The 22,838-nt window shown below is 72.6% G+C and carries 18 protein-coding genes; 4 read left to right on the top strand and 14 right to left on the bottom strand.

The window, feature by feature from the left end; genetic code table 11:
* Positions 1-6 precede the first annotated feature (6 nt).
* A complete protein-coding gene (locus ID574_RS19500) occupies positions 7-1,806 on the bottom strand; it encodes a hypothetical protein (protein ID WP_188190373.1) in 1,800 nt (599 codons plus the stop codon).
* Between ID574_RS19500 and ID574_RS19495 the strand changes: the two genes are divergently transcribed.
* Together ID574_RS19495 and ID574_RS19490 are read left to right on the top strand one after the other, a co-directional pair.
* The gene (locus ID574_RS19495) at positions 1,805-2,008 is read left to right on the top strand and encodes a hypothetical protein (RefSeq protein WP_188190372.1); all 204 of its coding nucleotides are present in this window, start codon (positions 1,805-1,807) and stop codon (positions 2,006-2,008) included. The genes ID574_RS19500 and ID574_RS19495 overlap by 2 nt on opposite strands.
* 67 nt (positions 2,009-2,075) lie before the next feature.
* Positions 2,076-2,699, top strand: coding sequence for an FMN-dependent NADH-azoreductase (locus ID574_RS19490; RefSeq protein WP_188190371.1), 624 nt, complete (start codon positions 2,076-2,078; stop codon positions 2,697-2,699).
* On the opposite strand, the gene ID574_RS19485 is transcribed toward ID574_RS19490, so the two are convergent.
* The 3 genes from ID574_RS19485 to ID574_RS19475 form a co-directional block, all read right to left on the bottom strand.
* On the bottom strand, positions 2,696-3,610 hold the full coding sequence (locus ID574_RS19485) for an FkbM family methyltransferase (protein ID WP_188190370.1): 915 nt from the start codon (positions 3,608-3,610) through the stop codon (positions 2,696-2,698). The two genes, ID574_RS19490 and ID574_RS19485, sit on opposite strands and share 4 nt — an antisense overlap.
* Positions 3,611-3,640: 30 nt before the next feature.
* The gene (locus ID574_RS19480) at positions 3,641-4,660 is read right to left on the bottom strand and encodes a DUF8094 domain-containing protein (protein WP_188190369.1); all 1,020 of its coding nucleotides are present in this window, start codon (positions 4,658-4,660) and stop codon (positions 3,641-3,643) included.
* 119 nt (positions 4,661-4,779) lie between these two features.
* Complete coding sequence (locus ID574_RS19475; protein ID WP_188190368.1) at positions 4,780-7,296, bottom strand: ATP-binding protein; 2,517 nt, start codon at positions 7,294-7,296, stop codon at positions 4,780-4,782.
* Between the two features lie 232 nt (positions 7,297-7,528).
* Between ID574_RS19475 and ID574_RS19470 the strand changes: the two genes are divergently transcribed.
* Positions 7,529-8,074 (top strand): dihydrofolate reductase family protein, encoded by a 546-nt coding sequence (locus ID574_RS19470; protein WP_188190367.1) that lies wholly within the window; start codon positions 7,529-7,531, stop codon positions 8,072-8,074.
* Between the two features lie 297 nt (positions 8,075-8,371).
* On the opposite strand, the gene ID574_RS19465 is transcribed toward ID574_RS19470, so the two are convergent.
* The 10 genes from ID574_RS19465 to ID574_RS19420 form a co-directional block, all read right to left on the bottom strand.
* Positions 8,372-9,973, bottom strand: a complete 1,602-nt coding sequence (locus ID574_RS19465) for an alpha/beta fold hydrolase (protein WP_188190366.1) — start codon at positions 9,971-9,973, stop codon at positions 8,372-8,374.
* Between the two features lie 269 nt (positions 9,974-10,242).
* Positions 10,243-13,665: a BTAD domain-containing putative transcriptional regulator gene (locus tag ID574_RS19460; protein ID WP_188190365.1), complete on the bottom strand. Its 3,423-nt coding sequence runs from the start codon at positions 13,663-13,665 to the stop codon at positions 10,243-10,245.
* 100 nt (positions 13,666-13,765) lie between these two features.
* The gene (locus tag ID574_RS19455) at positions 13,766-16,021 is read right to left on the bottom strand and encodes an AfsR/SARP family transcriptional regulator (protein ID WP_188190364.1); all 2,256 of its coding nucleotides are present in this window, start codon (positions 16,019-16,021) and stop codon (positions 13,766-13,768) included.
* 79 nt (positions 16,022-16,100) lie between these two features.
* Positions 16,101-16,385: a hypothetical protein gene (locus tag ID574_RS19450; RefSeq protein WP_188190363.1), complete on the bottom strand. Its 285-nt coding sequence runs from the start codon at positions 16,383-16,385 to the stop codon at positions 16,101-16,103.
* A 57-nt stretch (positions 16,386-16,442) separates the two neighbouring features.
* Complete coding sequence (locus tag ID574_RS19445; protein ID WP_188190362.1) at positions 16,443-17,069, bottom strand: response regulator; 627 nt, start codon at positions 17,067-17,069, stop codon at positions 16,443-16,445.
* Between the two features lie 8 nt (positions 17,070-17,077).
* Positions 17,078-18,298, bottom strand: coding sequence for a sensor histidine kinase (locus ID574_RS19440; protein ID WP_188190361.1), 1,221 nt, complete (start codon positions 18,296-18,298; stop codon positions 17,078-17,080).
* 14 nt (positions 18,299-18,312) lie between these two features.
* Positions 18,313-19,455, bottom strand: a complete 1,143-nt coding sequence (locus ID574_RS19435; RefSeq protein WP_188190360.1) for a DUF418 domain-containing protein — start codon at positions 19,453-19,455, stop codon at positions 18,313-18,315.
* Positions 19,456-19,622: 167 nt separating this feature from the next.
* Positions 19,623-20,903, bottom strand: a complete 1,281-nt coding sequence (locus ID574_RS19430) for an RNA polymerase sigma factor (RefSeq protein WP_188190359.1) — start codon at positions 20,901-20,903, stop codon at positions 19,623-19,625.
* 62 nt (positions 20,904-20,965) lie between these two features.
* Complete coding sequence (locus ID574_RS19425; protein WP_188190358.1) at positions 20,966-21,340, bottom strand: YciI family protein; 375 nt, start codon at positions 21,338-21,340, stop codon at positions 20,966-20,968.
* A gap of 40 nt (positions 21,341-21,380) precedes the next feature.
* Entirely contained in the window at positions 21,381-22,046 is a 666-nt protein-coding gene (locus tag ID574_RS19420) for a DUF998 domain-containing protein (protein WP_188190357.1), read from the bottom strand.
* Positions 22,047-22,328: 282 nt separating this feature from the next.
* On the opposite strand from ID574_RS19420, the gene ID574_RS19415 reads away from it, so the two are divergent.
* Positions 22,329-22,811 (top strand): MarR family winged helix-turn-helix transcriptional regulator, encoded by a 483-nt coding sequence (locus ID574_RS19415; RefSeq protein ID WP_188190356.1) that lies wholly within the window; start codon positions 22,329-22,331, stop codon positions 22,809-22,811.
* The last annotated feature ends 27 nt before the right edge of the window (positions 22,812-22,838 follow it).

Raw genomic sequence — 22,838 nt, 5'->3', positions numbered from 1 at the left:
TGCCCCCTACGTGTCGCTGTGCACAGCCGAACGCCGGGAGGGATCGGAAAGTTTCGCATGGACCTCATCGGCGATCGCCGCCAGGGCCGCGCGGCACAGCGTCAGCAGTTTCTCGTCATCACGGACATGGCCGGTGCTGTAACCGTCGTCGGCGGCGTTGTGGCGGCGGGCTCGGCCCAGCTCCGCGAGCAGCAGGGGCCGGGCCTCCGCGGCGGCCGGGCCGATCTCCGTCCAGAGCGAGGCGAGGGCCGTCCGCCGGTACGGGTGGGGCTCCCACAGGGCGAGCGACACCGGCAGGGCGGTGCCGGGGTCGCCGGTCACCCGCCACAAGGCCCGGACGGCCGACAGCGTGAGCCAGCCGTAGGGGTCTACGCTCCGGGCGAGCCGCCGGAGCCGGCCGGCCCGGGCGTGCGCGGCCGGTCCCAGGTCGGCCAGCAGGTCGGCGGCGTCCCTGCGGCTGTAGGCGTCGCCGTCCAGGCACCGGTCGGCGACCGCCAGTGCGGCGCCGGCGCCGCCGGTGGCCTCCCACAGAGCCCTGGCCGCCGGAACGGCCAACGCGCGGTCGGGTGAGGAGGCGGCCTCACGCAGCACCGGGAGATGGTCGCGGGCGGCCGGATCGAGTGCTGCCAGCGCCGTCACGACGGCTGGAGTGACCGGCTGGGCCAGCAGGTCGGGGAGTGCCTCGGCGGCCGCGGGGCCGATGCGGGCCAGCGCGTGGGCGACGCCGCCGCGGCGGTGGTCGTGCGGGTCGCCGGTCGGCAGGTCGCGCAGGCGGCGGCGCAGGATCGGCACAAGGGGAGCGGCGCGCGGGCCGTACCCGATCACCAGGGAGCCGGCGTCGTGAGGCATCTGCTCGCGGTCGAGGGCCCAGGCCAGCATGGGGAGCGCGCGCTCGTCACCCGTGCCGCCGAGCGCGTGCAAGGCCGGGCCCGCGCTGGGCAGGCCGCGGTCCCAGACGACCACCCACGGCATCGCGCCGCCGTCGAGGGCGGCGTGCCGCGCCTCGCGTTCGGCGGTGGCGCTCAGCCCCTCGAACAGGGCGTCCGCGGCCGGCGCGGCTCCGGCGGATGGTGCGGCTCCGGCGGCTGGTGCGGTGGGGCGGCGCCCCTCGTAGGCCGCGTTGATCAGGTCGAGCACCTCGGCCACCGGCAGGTCGAGCCGTGTGTCCGGCAGCGCGGCCAGCTCCGCCAGGAGTCCCAGCCGCAGCCGCGGATCCCGCTCCTCCTCCAGCGTCCGGGCCAGCCACGCGCGCGTGTCCGCGGCGTGCTCGGGACGCCGGGCCAGCACGCCCGCCGCCCGCACGATCGCGGCCCTGACGCCGTGGTCGTCCTCCACGGCCAGCCGCCCCGCCAGCCGCGCGAGGACCGCCTCGTCCGCGCCGGCGAGCAGCACACCGGCGGTGGCCTCACGCACCCTCGGGTCCTCGTCGTCCAGCAGCCGCGCCCACAGCGGGGAGGCCGCGGCCACGGCCTCGTCGGCCTTCCGGTACGGCCCGCTCAGCCCCGTCGGGTCGGCGGCCGAGCCGATGCTCGCCACCAGCTCCACCACCTCCGCCCGCCCCGGCAGACCCGGCCGTTCGACGATGCGCAGCAGGAACGGGATCGCCGCCACCGTGCACGGGTAGACGTCGCCCTGGTGGTGCACCGCGCCGTACATGTCGTCGAGCGCCTGCTCCCTCACGGCCGGATCGGGGTCGGCGAGGCCGCGGAGCAGGTCGGGGACGTCGCGGGCGGACCCGTAGGCGTGACGCATGCGGCTCCAGCGGACCGCGTCGAGACCGGCGAAGAGATCATGGTCGGCTGCCATGCCCCGTATCCTGCCCGAGGGGTACGACAACCGGCTGCGCGGCGCTCGGCGGCGACGTCGCCGCGCTCACGCTGATCCCGCGGCCGGCGGCTCTCTCCTGTCGGCCCGCCTCGCCGCTCTCGCCGGGAGCCGTGGGGCGTTCCAGCCGGGCGCCGCCCTGGCGGCGTACACCCGGATCCGTGGGCGCAGAGTCTTCCGTTGACTAATCGGACCGCAGTCCGTATCGTCTTGGACAGTAAGCGGACCGGAGTCCGGAAAGGATTGGATTCATGAGCAGACTGCTGCACATCTCCGCCTCCCCGCGCGGAGCCGAGTCGATCTCGCTGGGGATCGCGGAGACGTTCGTCGGCGAGTATCTGGCGGCCCACCCGGGCGCGAGCGTCGACCACTTCGACCTGTGGGACGGGACGCTCCCCGAGTTCGGCCCCGCCGCCGCGGCCGCCAAGATGACCGTGTTCGGGGGCGGCACACCCGAGGGCGAGCAGGCGGAGGCCTGGGCCGCGGCCGTGCGCACGTTCGAGCGCTTCGACTCCTACGACCGTTACCTCTTCAGCGTGCCGATGTGGAACGCCGGCGTGCCGTACAAGCTGAAGCAGTTCATCGACGTCGTCAGCCAGCCTGCGATGATCTTCGACGTGCATCCGGAGACCGGCTACCGCCACCTGCTGACCGGCAAGCGCGCCGCCGTCGTCTACACCAGCGCGGTCTGGGGCCCTGGCCTGGGGCCGGAGTTCGGCAGTGACTTCCAGTCGACGTTCTTCAACGACTGGCTGCGCTGGACCGGCATCACCGACATCCACGAGATCCGCCACCACCCCACCCTCACCGGCTCCTACGAGAACGAACGCAAGCAGGCCGACGAACGCGCCCGCCAGGTCGCCAGGACGTTCTAGCGCGGGCCGTGGTCGCGCGTGGGCCGGAACACCTCGTTGTGGCCGAGGCGCATGGTCCTCTCATAGCCGTGCCGCGTCAGGAGGCCGCGCAGCTCTTCCGCGCTCGTGTCCGTGCGTTCGCGCTGCTTCACCTCGACGAGCACGGCGCGCGGCCGCAGTGTCCGGAGCGACCGGCTCATGCCTGCCAGCACGGCCGCCTCGGCCCCCTCGACGTCGATCTTGACGACGTCGAGGCGGCTCAGCCCGGCCTCCGCGGCCCAGTCGTCGAAAACGCGGACCGGGACCTGCTCGACCAGTGCCGCATCTCCGTACTGGGACCGCACGCCCGCATCGGCGGCGTCATAGCGCGCGTCGCCGTACAGACCCGCCGTCCCGGGATGGGCGCCCAGCGCGGTCTGCACGACCTCGACCCGCAGGCCGTTACGGCGGGCGGCGGCGCGGAGTTTGGCGGCGGAGTCCGAGGCGGGTTCGAAGGCGATCACGCGACCGCCGGCAGGCCGCAGGAGACGGGCGGCGGCGAGAGCGTGGACGCCGATGTGGGCCCCGACATCCGCCACGACATCCCCGCCCCGGAGTTCCCGGCGGAGGAATCGCAGGACGTCGGGCTCGTAGCGTCCCGCGTAGTACAGGATGGCCTGCAGGTTGTCGCGCAGGTCGAGCTCCAGTCGCAGCCCGTTCCTGCGGACGCGGACCGTCGCGGCCCACTGCGGCGAGATCTTGCCGAGGCGGGGGTTGGCGTTCGCCAGCCTGGGTGAGATCCGGTAGGTGGTCTTCAGGTAGCCGGGTTCCCGCAGCGACTGCGCACCGGCGATGAGTCGGGTGGTCCTCCTGGCCGCCCCCGGCGGCAACCGTCGCAGCAGGCGCCAGACGCCCTGGAGCACCGGTCCGTCACGCGGCGTCGGGTCAGTCATATGCCTAGAGAAACATGCTCTCCCCGGCGTTCACGAGCCGGTGGCGCTCAGGTAGCCGTTCCGGCTCCAGAGCACCTTGACCTTGCCCTTCGGCTTCGGCACGACGGCGAAGTACATCGAGGCCCTCTTGTACACGGCCTTCTCGCGGAAGGTCTTGCCCTTGCTCAAGTATTTGGCCAGGGAGCCGTTGTAGAACTTCATCCCGGGCGCACCGGGGCGGGCGGTGTAGGTGTCCTCTTCCGTGATGCCGTACCAGACCAGCGCGCTTCCGGAGGTCGTACGCAGGGCGTACAACTCCTGGGCGGGCTGGGTGTTGGGCCGCACCTTCCATCCGGTCGGCAGGTTCTCCCGATCCCCCTTGCGCGTGTCGGCGTCCCAGGTGAAGAGGTTCCGCAGGATGAGCCGGTTGGCGCGCGGGTCGTCACCGGCGGTGGTCAGCAGGCGGGCGTGCGTCCGGGTGAGTTCCCGGGGGGAGACCACGAGTCCAGCGCCGTCGTCCGGGGCGAGCACGGTGGCGAACCCGTCTTCGTCACGTGCCGGTGTGGGGACCCTGCCCAGCGACGCGGAGACGGCCACCATGCGCCACCCGGCCTGCGTCTTCGCGAAGATGACCTGGTCCCACCTGCGGTTGCCGCCCTTGCGCTGGAACTCGGCCATGAACCACGGCGTGCCCGCGCCCGCTCTGGGGATGGCGAAACGCGACTTCACGATGCGCTCCTGGTCGACCTTGGGAGTGTCCCCGGTCAATCGGTCCAGCCGCACCTCCGCCTTGTGGATCTCCGCCATCAGGCCCGCCTCGGCCGCCGTCCAGTCCGTGCCGCCCTGGCGCATCGCCTCCTTCTCGGCGCTGTCCCAGCGGGCGAGGATCTGCTTGGCCTCCGCCGCCGTCACCACCCCCTGCTTCTGCGGAGACGGGGACGTCACGACTCCCCGCTTCTGTGAGGATGCGAACGGCGCGGAGGGGCCGGCGTTCGCACCCTGTCCGACGAGGCCGCAGGCGGTGGCGACGGGCAGGACGAGCAGGATCGACAGCTGATGTCTGATGGTCATGGCTGGCTCCGTGGTGTGATTGCCCCCTTGTACGAGGTCCTCGTCCGCCGGAGTTCAGCCCGTACGCATGCCATGCCCAGATGGTTCAAAGGGCTTGCGCCCCGCGTTTCCCGCCCTCCTCAGCCTCGATTGCCGACCGCGGCCCCGAGCTCGAGGCGGGCCTGGATGACGGTGACGCTGGTCTGCTCCTCCTCTGTGGTGTCGAGGCCGAGGTCGATGAGGATGTCCAGGGCCTGGCGCCAGTGCCGGCGGGCCTGCTCGGCATGGCCTAGCGCGTGGTGGGCGTAGGCGAGGCCGTCGTGGGCGCGGGCCTGGTCGACCGGTTGGTCGAGGAGCACCGCCAGGTCGAGCGCCTCGCGGTGGCTGGCGAGCGCCCGGTGTGGATGGCCGGTGGCGTGATGCAGGCGGCCCATGCCCTGGAGCGCCTCGTACTGCCAGTTGCGGTTGCCGATCTCCCTGGCGAGTTCGAGCACCTCGTGATAACCGGCGATGGCCTGGTCGTGGCGGCCCTCCAGCCGCTGGACATCCGCCAGGCCGTTGAGCGGCGGGAGCTCCCCGACGCGGTAGTCCATGGCGCGGGCGATCGCCAGGGCCTGCGAGAAGTGGTCGGCGGCCTGCTCGGTCCGGCCGAGCACCAGGTGGACCTGGGCCAGCCCGCTCAGCGACCTGAGCTCGCCGGTGCGATGGCCGAGGGATCTGGCGAGGGCCAGCGCCCCGCAGGAGCGGTCGGCGGAGCGCCGGTAGCGCCCTCGCAGCCGCTCCACCATGCTGAGCCCGATCAGCGCGTCCAGTTCGGCTCTGCGGTGGGCGACGGCGCAGGCTATCTCCAACGCCCGCTCGAGGTGGTCGTCGGCCTGGTCGAAGCGCCCTTGCATGGCGTGCACCATGCCGAGCCCCACCAGGGCGCGCGACTCGGCCACGCGCTCGCGGAGGGCGCGGGCGATGGCCAGCGCGTGCGTGGCGTCGTCGACGGCGGGCTCGTAGCGGCCCTGGAGGCGCCGCATGTCGCTCCGGCCCATCAGGGCGTTCATCTCGCCGGTACGGCACCCGGCGGCGCGGGCGACGCCGAGCGCCCGCGTGTGGAGCGCTTCCGCGTCGGAGTACCGGCCCTGCATCCGCAGATGGAAGTGCAACGCGGCCGGCAGCCTGAGCGCGGGCAGGACGAGGGCGTGGTCGGCGGCGTACCGGGCGGCGGCGAGGAGGTTGTCCAGCTCGGCCTCCAGCCAGGCGGCGGCCCGGCCGCCTCCCGCGGTACGCTCGCGGCTGCCGCCGAACTCGTACGGGTAGAGCTCGCCCATGGCCGCGGTCGCCGTCCTGCGATAGTGGTCGAGGAGCCGGACCGGCGCGGCGCGGCCGTCCGCCTCGCCGGCCGCCAGGCCCGCGGCGTGCTCGCGGACCAGGTCGTGGAAGTGGTAGCGGCCCGGGGCGGACTCCTGCAGCAGGTGCACCTCGAGCAGCCGCTCCAGCAGCCGCCCGGCCAGGGACGCGGTCGTGTCCAGGAGCGCGGCCGCCGCGTCGGTCGCGAAGTCGGCGCCGACGTGCAGGCTCAGCAGCCGGTACGTCCGCTTCAGCTCGTCGGGGAGCTCGCGGTAGGACAGGTCGAGTGCCGCCGTGACACTGCGCCGCCCGGCCTCCAGCTCGGCGAGCCGCCGGTCGTGCTCGCCCAGCCGGCCCAGCAGGTGCGCCACGCTCCAGGTGGGGTGGGAACGCAGCCGGGCGGCGGCGATGCGGATGGCGAGGGGCAGCAGCCCGCACTGCCGCACGGTCTCGGCCAGCACGCTCGCCGGTGTGCCCGCGACGCGATCCTCGCCGGCGGTCCTGCTCAGCAGGGCGACCGCGTGGTCGACGGGCAGGACGTCCAGCGACATGGTGGCGGCGGCGTCCAGTGCGGTCAGGCGGCGCCGGCTGGTGATCAGCACGCGGCATCCCGGGCTGCCCGGCAGCAGCGGACGTACCTGGCTCTCGTCGGCCGCGTTGTCCAGCACGATCAGCACCCTCCGGCCGGCGAGCAGGGTGCGGTAGAGCGCGGCGCGCTCGTCGAGGTCGCGTGGGATCCGGTTGCCGGAGACGCCGAGGGCGCCCAGCATGCGGGCGAGCACGTCGTCCGGCGCCACCGGCGCCGCCCCCTGAGTGTGTCCGTGCAGGTCGACGAAGAGCTGCCCGTCGGGAAAGCGGGCGGCCACCCGGTGAGCCGCGTGCACGGCCAGCGCCGTCTTCCCGATCCCGGCCATCCCGTCGATGGCGTGCACCCACGTGCCTTCGGCGGCGGCGTCGTCCTCGAGCAGGGCCAGCTCGTACGCCCGCCCCGTGAACTCGGCGGCGTCGGCGGGCAGCTGCCGCGGAACCGGCCCCGCATCCCGGCTCCGCTTCGGACGGGCCGGGGTGGCCGATGCGGGCGGTCCGGCGCCGCGGGCGGCGGCGGCCAGCGTCGCCTGCTCCGCGTCGTCCAGCCCCAGCGCCTCGGCCAGCAGCCGTACCGAAGCGGTGCGTGGGCGGAGCGGGACGTCGCCCTCCATCCGCCGGATCGTCCTGACGCTGAGACCTGCCCGCGTGGCCAGCTGTTCCTGGGTGAGCAGGGCCCGCTGGCGCCACCGCCGCAGCAGCGAGCCTAAGATCAATCCGTCCCCTGGTTTCATGGCGCCTCCGGCTATGTCCGGTGAATCCCCGTGGTTTGCCTAGCCTGGTCCCATTGCCACCCTGACGGACCGACCGCTCTCACGCATCCGCTTATCGGGGCACACCGCGCTACACCGCTCGGCGTACCCCACCGGATGACGCGCAAGAAAAGTATTCCGCCTCCCTGTCGAATTCGTCGCCACCCGGACGACGCGTATGCGGAAGCACGATGCGGACGAGAGGAACGGAACCATGAGGAAGATCATCGAGCAGGGTGTGGTGACGCTGGACGGCCAGATCAGCACCCCGCAGAACTGGCTGGGCGAGCTGTGGGCCGGACAGTTCGAACAGCGCTCACACGACCTGCTGTTCTCGGTGGACGCCCTGCTCTACGGCCGGGTCAGCTACGAGCAGCACGCCGCGGTCTGGCCGCACCTGGAGGAGCAGTTCGGCGACTACGCGGTCCGCATGAACACCATCCCGAAGCACGTCGCCTCCACCACACTGAAGGAGGCGACCGCGTGGAACGCCACCCTCATCGAGGGCGACGTCGTGGAAGAGGTCGCCAAGCTGAAGGAGCAGCCCGGCGGCGACGTCCTGAAGGTCGGCACCGGCGGCCCGCTCAGCCGTACCCTGCTCCGGCACCGGCTGGTGGACGAATACCTGTTCTGGCTGGTCCCGGTCATCGCGGGCAGCGGCGGCCGCCTCTATGACGGCATCGACAGCACATACCTGAAGCTGGTGGACGTCGACCGGCTGGACAACGGCGTCCTCGGCCTCCGGTACGTCCTGAAGTGACCTCTCCGGGCACTAGGACGGCAATGTCCGGTCAGTGTCCGGCCGATGACCTGGTCCGGCCTCCTCCGATGGCCAAGACTCTTACGGCACGGATCACGTGGCCCCGTCCCGCCCGCCGGCCTGTGCCGTGCTGTCCGGGGCGGGCCTGATGGCGGCGGTGGCCGGGCTCGTCGTGATGACGCTCCCGTTCACGCCGTTGGCACAGGGGCACACCGGCGTGGCCGGCGGGGGCCGCGACGGCCGTCGCCGCGCCGCCGTCGAGGCGGCGCGGCGCGGCGCGTCATCGCCGGTCGGGGCTCAGCCCGAGATGCCGGCGAAGGCCGGGGCCGGCTGGAGGCGGAACGGGGCCGCGGAAGAGCCGGCCCAGTTCAGGCCGTCCGTCGGCCACAGCTCACGCTGGTCCTTCATGACCTTGGTCTCGGCGGCCAGACCGCCCACGGGGCAGCGGAAGCCGTGCGGCGGCACGGTCAGCGAGATCAGGTAGTTGTCGATGGGTTCGGTGCTGCACCTGTCCTTGCCGTAGATGCGGTGACCCCAGCCCTCGTAGGTGAGCAGCACGCCCTTGGAGCCGAACTGGCGGGCCACGTTGGCCGACCAGATGTACGGGGTGGAGGGGTCGTGCAGCGAGTTGCCCAGCAGGATCGGGGCACTACCCGTGTACTTCAGGCGGTGCTGCGGGTTCTTGACGGGGTGGTTGAGGCAGACGGGCAGGTCCTCGGTCGGCATCGGGTTGTACCGCATGTCCGGAGCCACGAGCTTGGAGGCCCGCATGATCGCGGAGTACTCCGCGTAGTCGCGCACCTTGAGGTTGTAGTCCTCGCAGAGGATCACGGTCGCCAGCTCGGCCACCTCGCCGGACACGGGCTGACGGCCGGGCAGCGGCGGCACCCACGACGGCGGCTCCCCACCGTCCAGGGCGCGCAGCACCTCGCTCAGCAGCTGCCAAGCAGGCCCTTCGGTGCCCAGCACGCCGTTCCACAGGACCTGCAGCTCCGTCACCGGACGGTCGGGGACACCGGGCCAGTACAGCTGGCCGGCGCGGGCCTTGGCCAGCACCCGCTCCCACACCGCGCGGACGTCCTTGCCGTGCAGGACGCAGCTGGGCTCCTGGTCGCACCAGCCGACGAACTGGTCGAAGGCGTCCTCGACGGCGGCGGCCTCGGTCAGCATGAACGGCCACGTGCTCAGGCTGTGGTCCATGTTGCTGTCCAGGGCCATGGCCCGGATCCGGTTGGGGAACAGCTCGGCGTACATCTGCCCCATCAGCGTGCCGTAGGAGATGCCGTAGAAGGTGAGCTTCTCCTCGCCGAGCGCGGCGCGCAGCGCGTCGATGTCGCGGGCGACGCTGACCGAGTCGACGTGGTCGTACACCGGGCCGGTGCGCTGGCGGCAGTCCGCGTGCAGCTTCTTGTTGTACGCGGTCCACCGGTCGAAGTCGGCCTGGCTGGTGATGACGGCGTTCGGCATCTGGTTGTACACCGACGCCGAGCAGATCACCGGGTTGCTGCGGCCCACGCCCCGCGGGTCGAAGCCGACGATGTCGAAGTGCCGCTGGAGCTCCTCGGTGAAGAAGCCGGGAGCGCCGTAGGTGAACTCCACACCGGATCCGCCCGGACCACCCGGGTTGACCACCAGGGATCCGACGCGGGCCGCGGGGTCGGTGGCCTTGCGGCGGGCGACGGCCAGGTCGATCTTGGGTCCGTCCGGCTTGGACCAGTCGACGGGGACGGTCAGCTTGCCGCATTCGGCGGCGGGCTCCTCCTCACAGGGCGCCCAGGCGATTGCGCTGGCCCCGGTGACCGCCGCCGAGGCTCCGTCCCCCGCAACCGCCGCGCCGGCCGCCTGGGCCGTCGAGGCGGGTAACACCGCCGCCAGTACCGCGAAGGCGGCGGCGAGCATGGAAGATCTTCTTCGCACATTGCTCCAATCATCGATCGGCCGGCCCGGGCCCCCTGCGGCGACACGCGACCAACCTTGATCATCCCCGGTCGACGGCCGCGACGGCATCGAAGCTGGCGGCTGTGAGCACCGCCCCCACGTTCAACGCGGCAAATCGACGCGAGCACGATACCAACAGCAGCATCAGAAATCCTGACGATTGCGGTGAAAACGGCGAAATTCAATTGCAGGCGACTATCGGGGCCCAATTGCCGTTAAATCCGCAGCACTCACGCGTGTGTATGCAGCACCGCTCTCAACTCGTCCGCCTCGGGCCGCCCGATTCCCTTGAACAGGCTGAAAGCAGCCCGCCAATACGGAACCGCATACGCGGCGCCCTCGCGTTCCCGTGCCAGCGCCCCCATGAGGGACAACATCTGCGCCTCCCCCAGAGCATGGCCGGTCAGCCGGTACACGCTCAGCGCCCTGTCGGCGTGCTCGTGAGCCTGCTCCCCTTCGCCGAGGCCGTGATGGGCCAGGGCCATGGCGGCGAGAGCCCGGCCGACCAGCAACTGGAAGCCGTCCTTGGCGGCGACCTCGCGAGCGCGCCCGGCCTGCGCCAGCGCCTCGGCGGGCCGTCCCGCGTCCTGGTGCAGGGAGGCCAGCCCCAGCCACGCGACCACCCGCGGCGCCGAGAAGGACGTCCCGAGGGTCAGCTCCAGGCCCCGGGCGTAGAGGTCGTGTGCGGTCCGCCGCTCTCCCCGGGCCTGGTGCACGGCGGCCAGCGTGGTGCACGCGTCGGCCTCCAGGAGGCGGTGGCCGAGGTCGCGGGCCAGGTCGTGTGCCGCGGCCGCGGCGGTCATGGCCTCGTCATACCTGCAGGCGTCGCGGTGGGCCGCGGCCAGGGTGGACAGGAAGCACGCCCGGCCGAACCGGTTCTCGTTCGTCCCGAGCCGGCCCAGGGCGGCCTCCAGCCGGTCCACGGCCGGGTTCAGGCGGCTCAGCTCCTGGTACGTGATGCCGAGGTTGCCGAGCGCCTGCGCCTCCCCCAGACGCGAGCCGAGCCGGCGGTAGACGGCCAGCGCGTGCGCCTGATGGGCCGCCGCCGAGCGGAGCCTGCCCAGGTGCCGCTCCACCACGCCGAGGTGCAGCAGGGCCGCGGCCTCTCCGCCTTGCCGGCCCGACTGCCTGAACAGCGTCAGCGCGTCGGTGAGCAGGCCGATGGCCTCCCCGGGAACGCCCAGCCACCAGCGGGCCAGGCCCAGCTCGAAGAGGATCTCCGCGGTGCCGTCGGACCAGCCCGCCCGGTCGGCCAGCTCCAGCGCCTCGACGTAGTGCCGTACGGCTTCCGCGTACTCCTCGGCGGCCTGATGCGCGTCGCCGAGCCCGAGATGGCAGGCGGCCTGGCCGCGCAGGTCGCCTGCGCCGACGGCGGCTTCCAGCCCGCTGCGCGCGGCCGTGTCCCAGCCGGGCGCCGGCCACTGGATCCAGAAATATCCCCGCAGCGTGTCGGCGAGCAGCCAGGCCGACGACCTCGACCCGTGCTCGGCCGCGTGCTGGACGGCGGACACCAGGTTCGCCCATTCGCTCTCCAGCCAGGCCACCGCCTGGGCTTCGTCGGCGAGCCGGGCGGGCGCGCACGGCGGGGCGCCGACGGGCAGGCGTACCTTGTCGGGGTAGAGGAGTCGCGCGGCGGCGTCCGCGGTGTGCACGTACCAGCCCATGAGCCTGTCCAGCGCCCGGTCTCGCTCTTCCGGAGAATCCTCGTGCCCGGCCCGCTCACAGGCGTACGACCGCAGCAGGTCGTGCAGGCCGTACCGGTCAGGTCTGCGGGTCTCGACCAGATGGGCGCCGACGAGCAGTTCGAGGAGGCGCTCCGCCTGATCCACGCGGATGCCGGCGAGTGAGGCGATGGCGTCCGTCCGAAGGTCGGCGCCCGGCGCGACGGCCAGCAGGCGGAACAGCCGGGCGGCCGGGGCGGGCAGTTCCCTGTAGGAGTGGTCGAAGGCGATCTTCACGCCCGTCTGCGGATCGCCGTCCACGGACAGGCCGGCCAACGGGTCGCCGGGCGGCAGCCCGTCCAGATAGTCGCTGATGGACAGATCGGGCGAACCGGCCAGGTTGGCCGCGGCGATCCTCAGCGCGAGCGGCAGCCTGCCGCACGCGTGGGCCAGCCGGGTGGCCGCCTCGCCGTCGACGTCGCGATCGAGGATGTGCGCCAGCAGCGCACGGCTCTCCTCGGGCGTCAGGGTGTCGAGCACCAGCCTGCGGGCGCCGTGGGTGACGACCAGGCCGGTGAGGTGATCGCGGCTGGTGACGAGCGCCAGGCTGCTGGAACCGCCGGGTAACAACGGGCGCACCTGCTGAGCGCTGTGGGCGTTGTCGAGCAGCACGAGCAGCCGCCGGTCGTCCAGCAGCGTCCGGTAGAGCGCGGCGGCCTCGTCCAGGTCGGCCGGCACCCCTTCGGCCGAAACGCCGAGCGCGGCGAGCATGCCGGCCAGCGCCTGGAGCGGGCTCAGCGGCGACCTCTGGTCGTGGCCGCGCAGGTTGACGTACAACTGCCCGTCGGGGAAGCGGCCGGCCTCCCGCCGCGCCCAGTGCAGGGCCAGCGCCGTCTTGCCCACTCCCGGCATGCCCGTGACGACCACGACGGGCGCACCGGCCCGCACCATCCCGTCGAGGCCGGCCAGTTCCTTCGTCCGGCCGGCGAAGCCCGCCACATCGGCGGGGAGCTGAGCCGGCCGCCACCACGCGGGGGTGCCGCCGCGCCGCAGCGCGGCCGGCCGCAGGACCCGCGCCTGCGCATCCCGCAGCAGCGTCCCCGGCTCGACGCCCAGATCCCCCACCAAGCGGCCGCGGATCTCGTCGAACACCGCCAGCGCCGCAGCCTGCCGGCCGCACCCGGCGAGAGCCAGCATGAGGTCGGCGTGCAGCCCCTCGTGCAGCGGCTCCTCGGCCACCGCCGCGCTCAGCGACTCCACCGCGCGTTCGTACGCCCCCAGCTCCATGGCCAGCTCCGCATGGGACACCACGGCCGCCAGCCACCGTTCCTTGGCCGCCACGGCGGCGGGATGCCGTCCGAGCGGACCCGGCAGATCCGCCAGTGGCCGGCCCTTCCAGTACGACAGCGCCTCACTCAGCAGGTCCAGGGCCTCGCCGCCCTCCGCCTGGGCGGCCCGGGCCACCAGGTCGTCGAAGCGCACCAGGTCCAGGTCGACGTGTTCGGCCGCCAGGCGGTAGCCGCCGCGCACGCCCACGATCAGCTTCGCCGACGACGGCCCGGACCGGTCGGGATCCATCAGCCGGCGCAGCCGGGACACATAGGTGTGGACGAGGTGGTGGGAGGAATCGGAGGCGTGCTCGCCCCACAGCACGTCGATGATCTGGTCGTACCCCACGGCCACGCCCGGCTGCAGCGCCAGCAGTCCCAGCAGGGAACGCTGCTTCAACGACCCGGGCAGCACCCGCCTGCCGGCGACGCTCAGCCGCAACGGCCCCAGGACCTCGATCCGCACCTGTTTCCTGGCCGGCGGCGGCTCCAGGCCCACCGCCTCGGCGAGCCGGCGAGCGGACGCATGACGCGGCCGGACCCGGCCGTGCTCGATGTCGCGAATCGCGCGCACGCTGACGCCGGTGCGCCTGCCGAGCTCGGCCTGCGTCAACCCGGACCTGGTCCGGGCATCACGAAGCGCCGCGCCGAACGAAGCCGCCATGCCGGTCTGCCGTCCTGATGTCCTCCCCTACAGGGACCAGCGTGGATCATGGGGATCGGCGGCGGCCAGGACAGTGACCGGCCATTCACCGGCCAGATCGTCATCGCGCTCGATCGCCGGCGCGGCATTCGCGAGCCTGCTCCAGGGACAGTTCCAGCCGCTCATCCTCGAAGGACAAGAGCGCATGCCCGGTGCCTCCGGTGCCGCCCAGTTCGATCAGCGCCGTCGCCAGTCCCTGATGTGCCCTCGCTCGTGCCGCGGGGTCGTCCGACCGTTCGGCCGCGGCCAGGGCGATGCGCTGGACGGCGATCTTCCCGTGCCGGTCACCCCGCAGCTCGCACCAGGCCGCCACGGCGGGTGCGAGCCTGCCGACATGGGAGTCGAAGCCCTCCACCATCGCCTGACGGAGGACGGCGAGCAGGACGCCCTGCTCGGCGCGGAACCAGGCCAGCGCCTGCCGGTGGCAGGTGACGGGCGCCTCCGGTGCCTTCGGGGCGGGGAGGCCCGCGGCCGGCTCCAGGAGCGACGCGGCCCGGCAGGCGGTGTGCACGTAGTGCTCGATCATGCGCCGTGCCGCGCGGCGACGGGTGTGGGCGTCGGCGTCGCGGGCGAGGCCCCGTGCGTACGCCCGGAGCAAGGCGTGGAAGGCGAACCTGCCGGGCGCGACCTCGCTCACCAGGTGAGCGTCGACCAGGGTGTCGAGGAGCCGTCCCGCGTGCGACGGATCGAGGCCCGCCAGGCTCGCGGCCGCCGCGAGGGTGAGGTCGGGCCCGGGGTGGACGGCCAGCAGCCGGAACAGGCGGGCGGCGTCGGCGGGCAGCAGGTCGTAGGAGCGCGACAGCACGGAACGCAGGTCGATGACCGCGTCCCTGGTGGCCAGTGCGCTGACGTCGGACCAGGCCCGGCGCAGGCCAGCGGCCACGGTGGCGAGCGAGAAGGAGGGGTTGGCGGCCGCCCGCCCCGCCGCGATCGCCAGGGCCAGCGGAAGCCGGGCGCACAGACGGATGATCTCATCGGTGGAGGCCGGGTCGGTCTCGATCCGTTCCCGGCCCAGGCGGTGCGCCAGCAGATCGCGGGCCTCTTCCTGGTCGAGCACGTCCAGGGTGAGCAGCGTGGCGCCTTCCGCGGAGACGAGGCTGCTCAGCCCTCGGCGGCTGGTGATCAGGACCGTGCATTCGGCGCCGCCGGGCAGCAGCCGGCGCACCTGCTCGGCGTCCCGCGCGTTGTCGAGAACCACCAGCATGCGCTTGCCCGCCAGCATGGTTCGATAGAGCGCGGACCTGGCCCCCAGGTCCTGCGGGATCCTTTGCGGCTGCACGCCCATGCTCTGGAGCAAGGCCGAGAGTGCGTCCTTCGGGCGGAGGGCTACCTCCGACGGGCCGAACCCCTGCAGGTCGACGTAGAGCTGGCCGTCCCGGAACCGTTCGCCGGCCTGGTGCGCCCAGTGCAGCGCGAGTGCGGTCTTGCCCACCCCTGCGGTGCCGGTGACGACGCAGATCCTCGTGTCCCCGTCGAGCAGGCGGTCCATCGCCTTCAGCGCGTCGTCACGGCCGACGAACCCGGCCACGCCCGCGGGCAGCTGCCGGGGGATCCGCCGCTCCGCCTGGCCGGCGTCGCCCCCCAGCAGGACCGAATGGATGCGCCGTAGGTCGGGGGAGGGATCGGCGCCCAGGTCCTCGACGAGGCGGTGCCGGAGCCGCTCGTACATGGCCAGTGCCTCGGCCTGCCTGCCGCAGCGATCGAGCAGGACGAGCAGACGTCCCCACAACGTCTCCCGCAGCGGATGGCGGGCCGCCAGCTCCCGCACGTCGGCGACCAGCTCGTGGTGACGGCCCTCCTCCAGGCTCAGGTCGACCAACCGCTCCACGGCCGAGAGGTGCAGCTCCACCAGGTGCTCGGCCTTGGGTCCGCACAGCACCGCCGAGTCGACGCCGTCGAAGGGTCTCCCCCGCCACAGCGCCAGGGCCTCCTCCAGCGTCTTCCGCTCGGTCTCGGCGCCTCGCGACAGCGTCGCCTCGCCCAGCAGCCGGCGGAACCGCAGCGCGTCGACCCGGTCGGGCTCCACGTCCAGCCGGTAACCTTCGGGCGTCGTGCGGATCACGTCCGATCCCAGCTCACCGCGTAAGCGGCTGATGTAGGTCTGCACGCTGCGGCGCTGGTTGACCGGCGGGTCCTCGGACCACAACACGAGGGCCAGCTGCTCCACGGACACCGTCTCGCCCGCGGACAAGGCCAGGACGGCCAGCAACGCCCGCAGCCGGCTCGAGCTCAGATCGACGGGGCCGCTGTCCTGCCGAACCTCCAGCGGTCCCAGCAGCGCGATGCGGAGCCGGGTTTCCCCCGTGCCAGGTCCCATGCCCCCAAACCATCCACGGTCGGAGAGCACCGTGCCAGGCCTTCAACCGGGCATTCACCGGACATCCGCGGAGCCGGCCTCAGTCCTGCCGGCGGCGCCGGTGCACCAATGCTTCGGTCGTGGCCGCCAGGAGGAGGAGCCCGACGCCCAGGACGAGCCAGTGCTCGATCCACTCAGCGGTGACGCCCCACTGCGAGGATTCGGCGACCAAACTCTGCGGATCGCCTGAGACGACTCCGACGATGTGCGAGAAAACGATCCAGGCGGCGACGATCGCCGTCAGCCACGTGCGCCAGGCCGGGTCACGGTCGGCCGACAACTCATTGGTCAGGCGTATCGAGGCACGCATCCTGCTCAGACCCACGGGACTGACTATGGCACCGCGGACATCGTGGTGGAAGGGCCGCGCTGAAGGCCGGCGTCATGGCAGCAGGCCGCGGCCGTAGGCGGCGGCCACGGCCGCGGCCCGATCGGAGACGCCCAGTTTCGTGTAGATGTGCGCCAGGTGGGTCTTGACCGTCGTCTCGCTGATGAACAACGCGGCGGCCGCCTCCTTGTTGGTGCAACCGCGGGCGACCAGGCCGAGCACGGTGCGTTCGCGCTCGCTCAGCTCGGCAGGCGGCGAGGGTGCGCGGACCCGGCTTAGCACGCGGGCGGCCACGGCCGGCGACAGCACCGTCTCCCCCGCCGCCGCCGCGCGCACGGCGCGGAAGACCTCCTCGCGCGGCGAGTCCTTGAGCAGGTAGCCGATCGCGCCCGCGGTCAGCGCGGGCAGCACGTCCTCGTCCCCGTCGTAGGTGGTCAGGACGAGCACGCGGGCCGACGGCACCTGCTCGGCCAGCAGCCTGATGAACTCCGCCCCACCGAGGCCGGGCATGCGCAGATCGGTCAGCACGACGTCGGGACGCTCCCGCACGGCCACGGCCAGCCCTCGCCGTCCGTCGTCCGCCTCGCCCACGACCTCCAGGTCGGCCTGTTCGACGAACATGCCCCGCAGGCCGTCACGCACCACGGGATGGTCGTCCACGATCACCAGCCGTACGCTCACGTCGCCCCTCACTCGGCCGCGGCGGGGATCGCGGGGACGGTCACGCTGACCGCCGTGCCCTGCCCTGGCGCGGACTCGACCTCGACGTTCCCGGCGAGCCTGACGACGCGCTGCCGCATCGCGGTGAGCCCGAACCCGCCGCCGTGCGTCTCCTGCGGAGTGAACCCCACCCCGTCGTCCCGGACGTCGACCACCACCACATCCTCCATGTACGACAGCGTGACGCCGGCCTTGCCCGCCCCGGCATGGCGGGCCACGTTGGCCAGCGCCTCCTGCACCGCCCGGAACAGCGTCACCTCGACCTCGGGATGCAGCAGCCGGGCGGTGCCGGTGACGGTGAGCGTGGCGGGCACCTCGTGCGCGGCGCTCCACCCGGACACCAGCGCCGACAGGGCCTCGGGCAGCCTGGTTTCCACCAGCGGCCCGGGGCGCAGGTCGTTCAGCGAGCGGCGGACCTCGGTCAGGCTCTCCCTGGCCAGGTTCCTGGCCACGGCCAGGCGGCGCCGCACCGCGTCGGGGTCGTTCGCGACCTCCTCGGCGGCTTCGAGCTGGGTGACGATGCCCGACAGGCCCTGCGCGACGGTGTCGTGGATCTCCCTGGCCATCCGGCCGCGCTCCCCGGCGACGCCGGTCTGGCGGGCCGCCGCCAGCAGCTTGCCCTGCAGCTCGGCGTTCTCCTCGCCGAGCCGGGCCAGGCGGACGTTGGCGCTCTCCAGCGCCCGGTTGGCGGCGCGCCGGCGTTCGACCTCGGTCTCCATGGCCCTGATGATCCAGCCGAGGAACGCCGCCAGCCCCGCTCCGGCGAGCGCGGACAGCACCCTCGGCCAGGGGTCGGCGTCGTTCAGCAGCGCGAACGGGCCGCCTGCGACGACGAGCGCGGTGACGGCCACCCCGAGGTAGGCGTACCGGCCGGGCAGCGCCATGAACGCCGTGGGGAAACACGCGACCACCAGGAGCCAGAACGCCGGGTGACGCCCGGCCAGCAGCCACGCCAACGCCACGAACCCGGCGAAGTAGAGCGCCATCGGCGCCAGCACCCGCTCGGGCCACTGCGGATGCGCCAGCACCATCCACCAGTGCCACACCGCCACGGCCCCGGCCAGCGCCACCGTGACGAGCCGGGCCTGCGGCGCCACCGCGGAGTCGAGCGCCGCGAGCAGGGTCGCCGCCCCCAACAGAACCAGCGGCAGCACGCGCCAGAGCCGGTCCAGGTCGCGCTCGCCTGCCACGCCGCTCCTCGCTCTCAGCCGCGCGGATAGGACAGACGCCGGAGGAGCGTCTCGGCCGGCCCGCGCACTCCGGCCCTGCGCATCGCGTCCGCAGTCACCACCGTCACCGCCCACACGCCGAGCGCCAGCGCGGCCGTGGCGGCCGATCCCAGCCACCCGCCGAGCCCGGCCGTAGAGGGAGACAGAAGAGCCACGAACATCACCGATTGTAGGAGATAACAGGTCATCGAGCGCTGGCCGCAGGCCGACAACGCGGTGACGACCGGCCCGCGCCGCGCCCCGATCCGCTGCGCGAGCAGGCCGATCAGTGCGGCGTACCCGAGCCCGCCCGCGATGCCCGTCACCACGTGCACGGCGTTGAGCGCCATCAGCGCGACCGGCTCGTCCACGACGAGGAACCCACCCGCGGCCAGCCCCAGCGGCAGTCCCCCGAGCAGCCCGGCCAACGGTCCCCACACCGCCGCCCGCCGCACCACCTCGTCCGGCCTCGTCAGCAGCTCCCGCCGCCCCGCCCAGACGCCCACGAGCGTGGCGGTGAGCACGCCCATCATCCCGAACGGGGTCATCACCCACTCGACCGGCCGCAGGGCCAGCGCCGTCAGCGGGTCCGGCACCGCGAACGACCAGAAGAACACCCGCTCGGCCGAGCCCTGCGGAGTGTTGAAGGCCAGCGCGGACGACAGCGCCACGGGGACGAGCCAGGCCGCGGCGAGGATCAGCAGCGTCCGGTCACGCACCCGCAGCAGCCGGCACACCACGAGCCCGATCAGCCCGTACATCCCGAGCACGTCTCCCGAGAACAGCAGCGTGCCGTGCACCGCCCCGAACGCCAGCAGCCACAGGCTGCGCCGCTTCAGCACCCGCCGCCCCTGGCCGTCGTCCCGCCGCCGCTTCCAGATCTGCACCATGCCGTAGCCGAACAGGGCGGCGAACATCGGGTACGCCCGCGCGTCCACGAACGTCATGGTCAGCGCCGCGGTCACCCGGTCCAGCGGGTCGTGCTCCACGATGTGCTGCCTGATGCCGTACGGGCGGCCGTACAGGTAGATCGCGGAATTGGCCACGGCGATCAGCGCCAGCATGATTCCTCGGGCGAGGTCGGGAGCGAGCTGGCGCTCGTGTTCCCCGACCGGCCGCAGTCCCAGGGTGGAAGCCACGTTCCCTCCTCAAGCTCGGTGGATTTGCACCGAGTGTGCGAGGAAAGGCCGGGTCGCCGAATCGTGCGACGAGGCTCATGTCATCCGCGGATGGAGGATGCCGTCCATCCCCCATTCGGAGGATGGGCGGCATCGCGCTCCCTCTCCGACGTCGCTCGCGTACCGGCTCAACACCCCCGGTCGTGCCGGAGTGCGGCGGCGCGGTCGAGGAACAGGGTGCGTTCGCGGGAGTTGCGGGTCAGTCCGGCGGCGCGTTCGAACTCGGCGGCGGCCTCCCCGGCCCGGCCCAGCTTCGCCAGCAGGTCTCCGCGGACGGCGGGCAGGTGGGCGTAGTCACGCAGGGCGCGCTCGTCCAGGAGCGCGTCGGCGATCTCCAGCCCGCGGGCGGGACCGTGGGCCATGCCGACCGCGACCGCGCGGTTCAGCTCGACGATCGGCGAGGGGGTGAGGTGCGCGAGCAGCCGGTAGAGGACGGCGATCCGTTCCCAGTCGGTGGCCTCGGGGGTGAGCGCGCGGGCGTGGCAGGCGGCGATGGCGGCCTGCAGGCCGTACGGCCCCAGCGTGCCCAGCGCCTCCGCCCGGCCCAGCGCCTCCAGGCCGCGGCGCACGAGCAGCCGGTCCCAGCGGCTGCGGTCCTGGTCGAGGAGGAGGATGGGCGAGCCGTCCGGCGCGGTCCTGGCCGGGATGCGCGACGCCTGGATCTCCATGAGCGCCACCAGCCCGTGCACCTCGGGCTCGCCGGGCATGAGACCGGCCAGGATCCGGCCCAGGCGCATGGCCTCCTCGCACAGCGACGGGCGGACCCAGTCGTCGCCCGCGGTCGCCGCGTACCCCTCGTTGAAGATCAGGTAGATGACCTCCAGGATGGAGGCCAGCCGAGCGGGCAGCTCGGCCGGCGGCGGAAGCTCGATCGGCACCTTCTTGTCGGCGAGGGTGCGCTTGGCACGGAAGATCCGCTGGCCCACGGTGGGCTCCGGCACGAGGAACGCCCGCGCGATCTCCTCCGTGGTGAGCCCGCCGAGCAGGCGCAGGACGAGTGCCAGCCGGCCCTCGGCGGGCAGCACGGGGTGGCAGGCGGTGAAGATCAGTCGTAGCAGGTCGTCGCCGATGTGGTCGTCCAGCGCGTCGTCGAGTTCGGCCTCGGCCGACTCCTGGCGCACCTCCATGTCCCGCCCTACCTGTTGCAGCTTGCGTTCGTAGACGTCGCGGCGGCGGAACTGGTCGATGGCGCGGTGCTTGGCGGTCAGCATCAACCAGCCGCCCGGATTGTCGGGTACGCCCTTGCGCGGCCACTCCTCGAGCGCGGCGACCAGCGCGTCCTGCGCCAGCTCCTCGGCCAGCCCGATGTCGTTGACCATACGGGCCAGTCCGGCGATGACCCGGGCGGACTCGATCCGCCACACCGCCTCCACGGCCTTCACCGCGCGATCGGAATCCGCGAGCGTCATGCGTCCTGGATACAGCATCCGGCCGCGGACCGTGCAGGCGGTCCGCGGCCGGATGGCGGCGGTCAGGCCGGAGGGGCGAAGTCCTCGGGCCCCATCAGGCGCAACACGTCAGCCTCGCACTCATAGCCGGGCCACAGGTCGCGGTGCAGCCGGACGAAGCGGGATGCCCACTCCACCGCCTCCTCCTTGGTCCTGACCTGGTAGAGGGCGTAGCTGATCAGTTCCTTGGCCTCGGCGAAGGGCCCGTCGCTGACGGTCAGCCGGCCCCCGGCAAGCTCCACCCTGGCCCCTTCGGAGCTGGGCGCCAAGCCGTTGTTGTCGAGCAGGGCCCCGGCCTCGGTGGCCTCCTGACCGAGCTTGAAGATGGCCTCCATCAGGTCGGCAGGCGGCGGCCCGTCGGGCTGGGAGGTGACTTTGAGAGTGACCAGGTAACGCATCGTCGTTCTCCTTCACAGAAAAAACGGCTGGGATGGTGGGTCAGTCGGCGGTGCGGAGCAGGTGCAGGGACACCAGGGACAGCCAGGTCCAGATCGCCACGATGCCGGCGACGAACGCGAGGTTGGCCCACGCGATGCCGCCGCCGCTCGCGATGCCGGCGAACGAGCCGAGGAAGAGCGTGCCGGTGACGCGGGAGTACAGCGCCCAGCCCGTGCGACCCTGGCGGGCGAACCGGGAGGCGATGACGTAGCAGGCCGCGGCCATGCACCAGAAGCCGACGCCGCCGACGGCCATGTGCAGGGTCCCGGAAAGGGTGACCGTGCCGGGTCCCTCGGGGGTGCCGGCCGGGAAACCCATCGCCGGGTCGGCGGGGAAGATCGCGGCGCCGATCATGCTGACGCCGAACGCACCCACCAGGCGGGGCGTCCACCGGGCGCCGCGCCCGGGGGACAGACGGCGGCGCAGGCCGACGGCACAGGCGAGGGTGGCCAGGGCGGTGACGACGAAGTTCGCGGTCTGGATCCAGCCCAGCTCGCCGATGGCCAGGAAGCTCCAGGGGTGGCGGGCCAGATCGAAGCCCTCTCTGGTGAACGCCTGGGCGAGGGCGACGGTCACGTACAGCGGTCCGGCGACGACGCCGAGGCCCAGCAGCGGGCGGAGGGCGGGCATCGGACGGGCGGCGGGGTGGGCGAGCTGCTGGGTCATGGTCCTCATCCTTGCGTCTGCGGGCCGGCTCATCCGGCCCTCTGCGTACGCTGCGAACGACGAGACGCCGATTCGACACACGCCCAGAGGTTTTTTCAAGATTTTTCAGGACGTCGGCCCGGGCCGGTTCACCGTGCCGTCCGGCGCAGCTCAGCCCCGTCCGGCGTCGGACGGGCATGCGGAATTGCTCGCGGAAAGAGACAACCGGGGGAGGGATCGATGGCGGGCGAGCCAGTAGTTCGTCTCGCGAATTGTAGCGCATTTGAATGTTACCCTGGCCGGGTGGTTAAAGATGACGATGGCCAGATCGGAGTCGTGGCCGCGCTGGTGCGGTCCACGTTCTTGGTGAATGCCGTGTATGCCGACTCCGCCCGGGAGTACGGCCTCACCTCGCAGCAGGGTCAGCTGCTGTGCGTGCTGATGGCGCAGCCGTACGGCATGAGCGAACTGGGGGCGACACTGGGGCTGGCGAAGTCGAGCCTCACCGGCCTGGTCGACCGCACCGAGCGCAATGGCCTGGTCGAACGCAAACCCGACCCGCACGACTCGCGTGCGGTGCGGGTCGCGCTCACCCGGCGGGGCAGCAGGCTGGCGAAGGACTTCTATGTCGAGACCTGCCGGCGCATCGAGCGGCTGACAACGGGGCTCGCCGCCGCCGAACGCGACACGCTCGCCGGACTGCTGGGCAGAGTCGTGCTGGACAACAAGGTTCCGGCGGTCTTCCGGGAGCCCGACGAAGGAGCCCTCGCCGATCGCAAGCACTGAAGGACACCGCCGGTCCCGAAGACGAGA

The sequence above is a fragment of the Nonomuraea sp. SYSU D8015 genome (genome assembly GCF_008065375.1).
Classification (GTDB): domain Bacteria; phylum Actinomycetota; class Actinomycetes; order Streptosporangiales; family Streptosporangiaceae; genus Nonomuraea.
The sequence above is the reverse complement of the archived record's forward strand: the minus strand, read 5'-3'. Positions and strand labels throughout refer to the sequence as shown.

Excerpts from the sequence above, each read along its gene's own strand:
- ID574_RS19465 (WP_188190366.1), bottom strand. The coding sequence starts at position 9,973 with ATGCTCGCCGCCGCCTTCGCGGTACTGGCGGCGGTGTTACCCGCCTCG.
- ID574_RS19480 (WP_188190369.1), bottom strand. The coding sequence starts at position 4,660 with ATGACCATCAGACATCAGCTGTCGATCCTGCTCGTCCTGCCCGTCGCC.
- ID574_RS19500 (WP_188190373.1), bottom strand. The coding sequence starts at position 1,806 with ATGGCAGCCGACCATGATCTCTTCGCCGGTCTCGACGCGGTCCGCTGG.
- ID574_RS19430 (WP_188190359.1), bottom strand. The coding sequence starts at position 20,903 with ATGACGCTCGCGGATTCCGATCGCGCGGTGAAGGCCGTGGAGGCGGTG.
- ID574_RS19420 (WP_188190357.1), bottom strand. The coding sequence starts at position 22,046 with ATGACCCAGCAGCTCGCCCACCCCGCCGCCCGTCCGATGCCCGCCCTC.
- ID574_RS19460 (WP_188190365.1), bottom strand. The coding sequence starts at position 13,665 with ATGGCGGCTTCGTTCGGCGCGGCGCTTCGTGATGCCCGGACCAGGTCC.
- ID574_RS19425 (WP_188190358.1), bottom strand. The coding sequence starts at position 21,340 with ATGCGTTACCTGGTCACTCTCAAAGTCACCTCCCAGCCCGACGGGCCG.
- ID574_RS19475 (WP_188190368.1), bottom strand. The coding sequence starts at position 7,296 with ATGAAACCAGGGGACGGATTGATCTTAGGCTCGCTGCTGCGGCGGTGG.
- ID574_RS19485 (WP_188190370.1), bottom strand. The coding sequence starts at position 3,610 with ATGACTGACCCGACGCCGCGTGACGGACCGGTGCTCCAGGGCGTCTGG.
- ID574_RS19495 (WP_188190372.1), top strand. The coding sequence starts at position 1,805 with ATGCCCCGTATCCTGCCCGAGGGGTACGACAACCGGCTGCGCGGCGCT.
- ID574_RS19470 (WP_188190367.1), top strand. The coding sequence starts at position 7,529 with ATGAGGAAGATCATCGAGCAGGGTGTGGTGACGCTGGACGGCCAGATC.
- ID574_RS19490 (WP_188190371.1), top strand. The coding sequence starts at position 2,076 with ATGAGCAGACTGCTGCACATCTCCGCCTCCCCGCGCGGAGCCGAGTCG.
- ID574_RS19455 (WP_188190364.1), bottom strand. The coding sequence starts at position 16,021 with ATGGGACCTGGCACGGGGGAAACCCGGCTCCGCATCGCGCTGCTGGGA.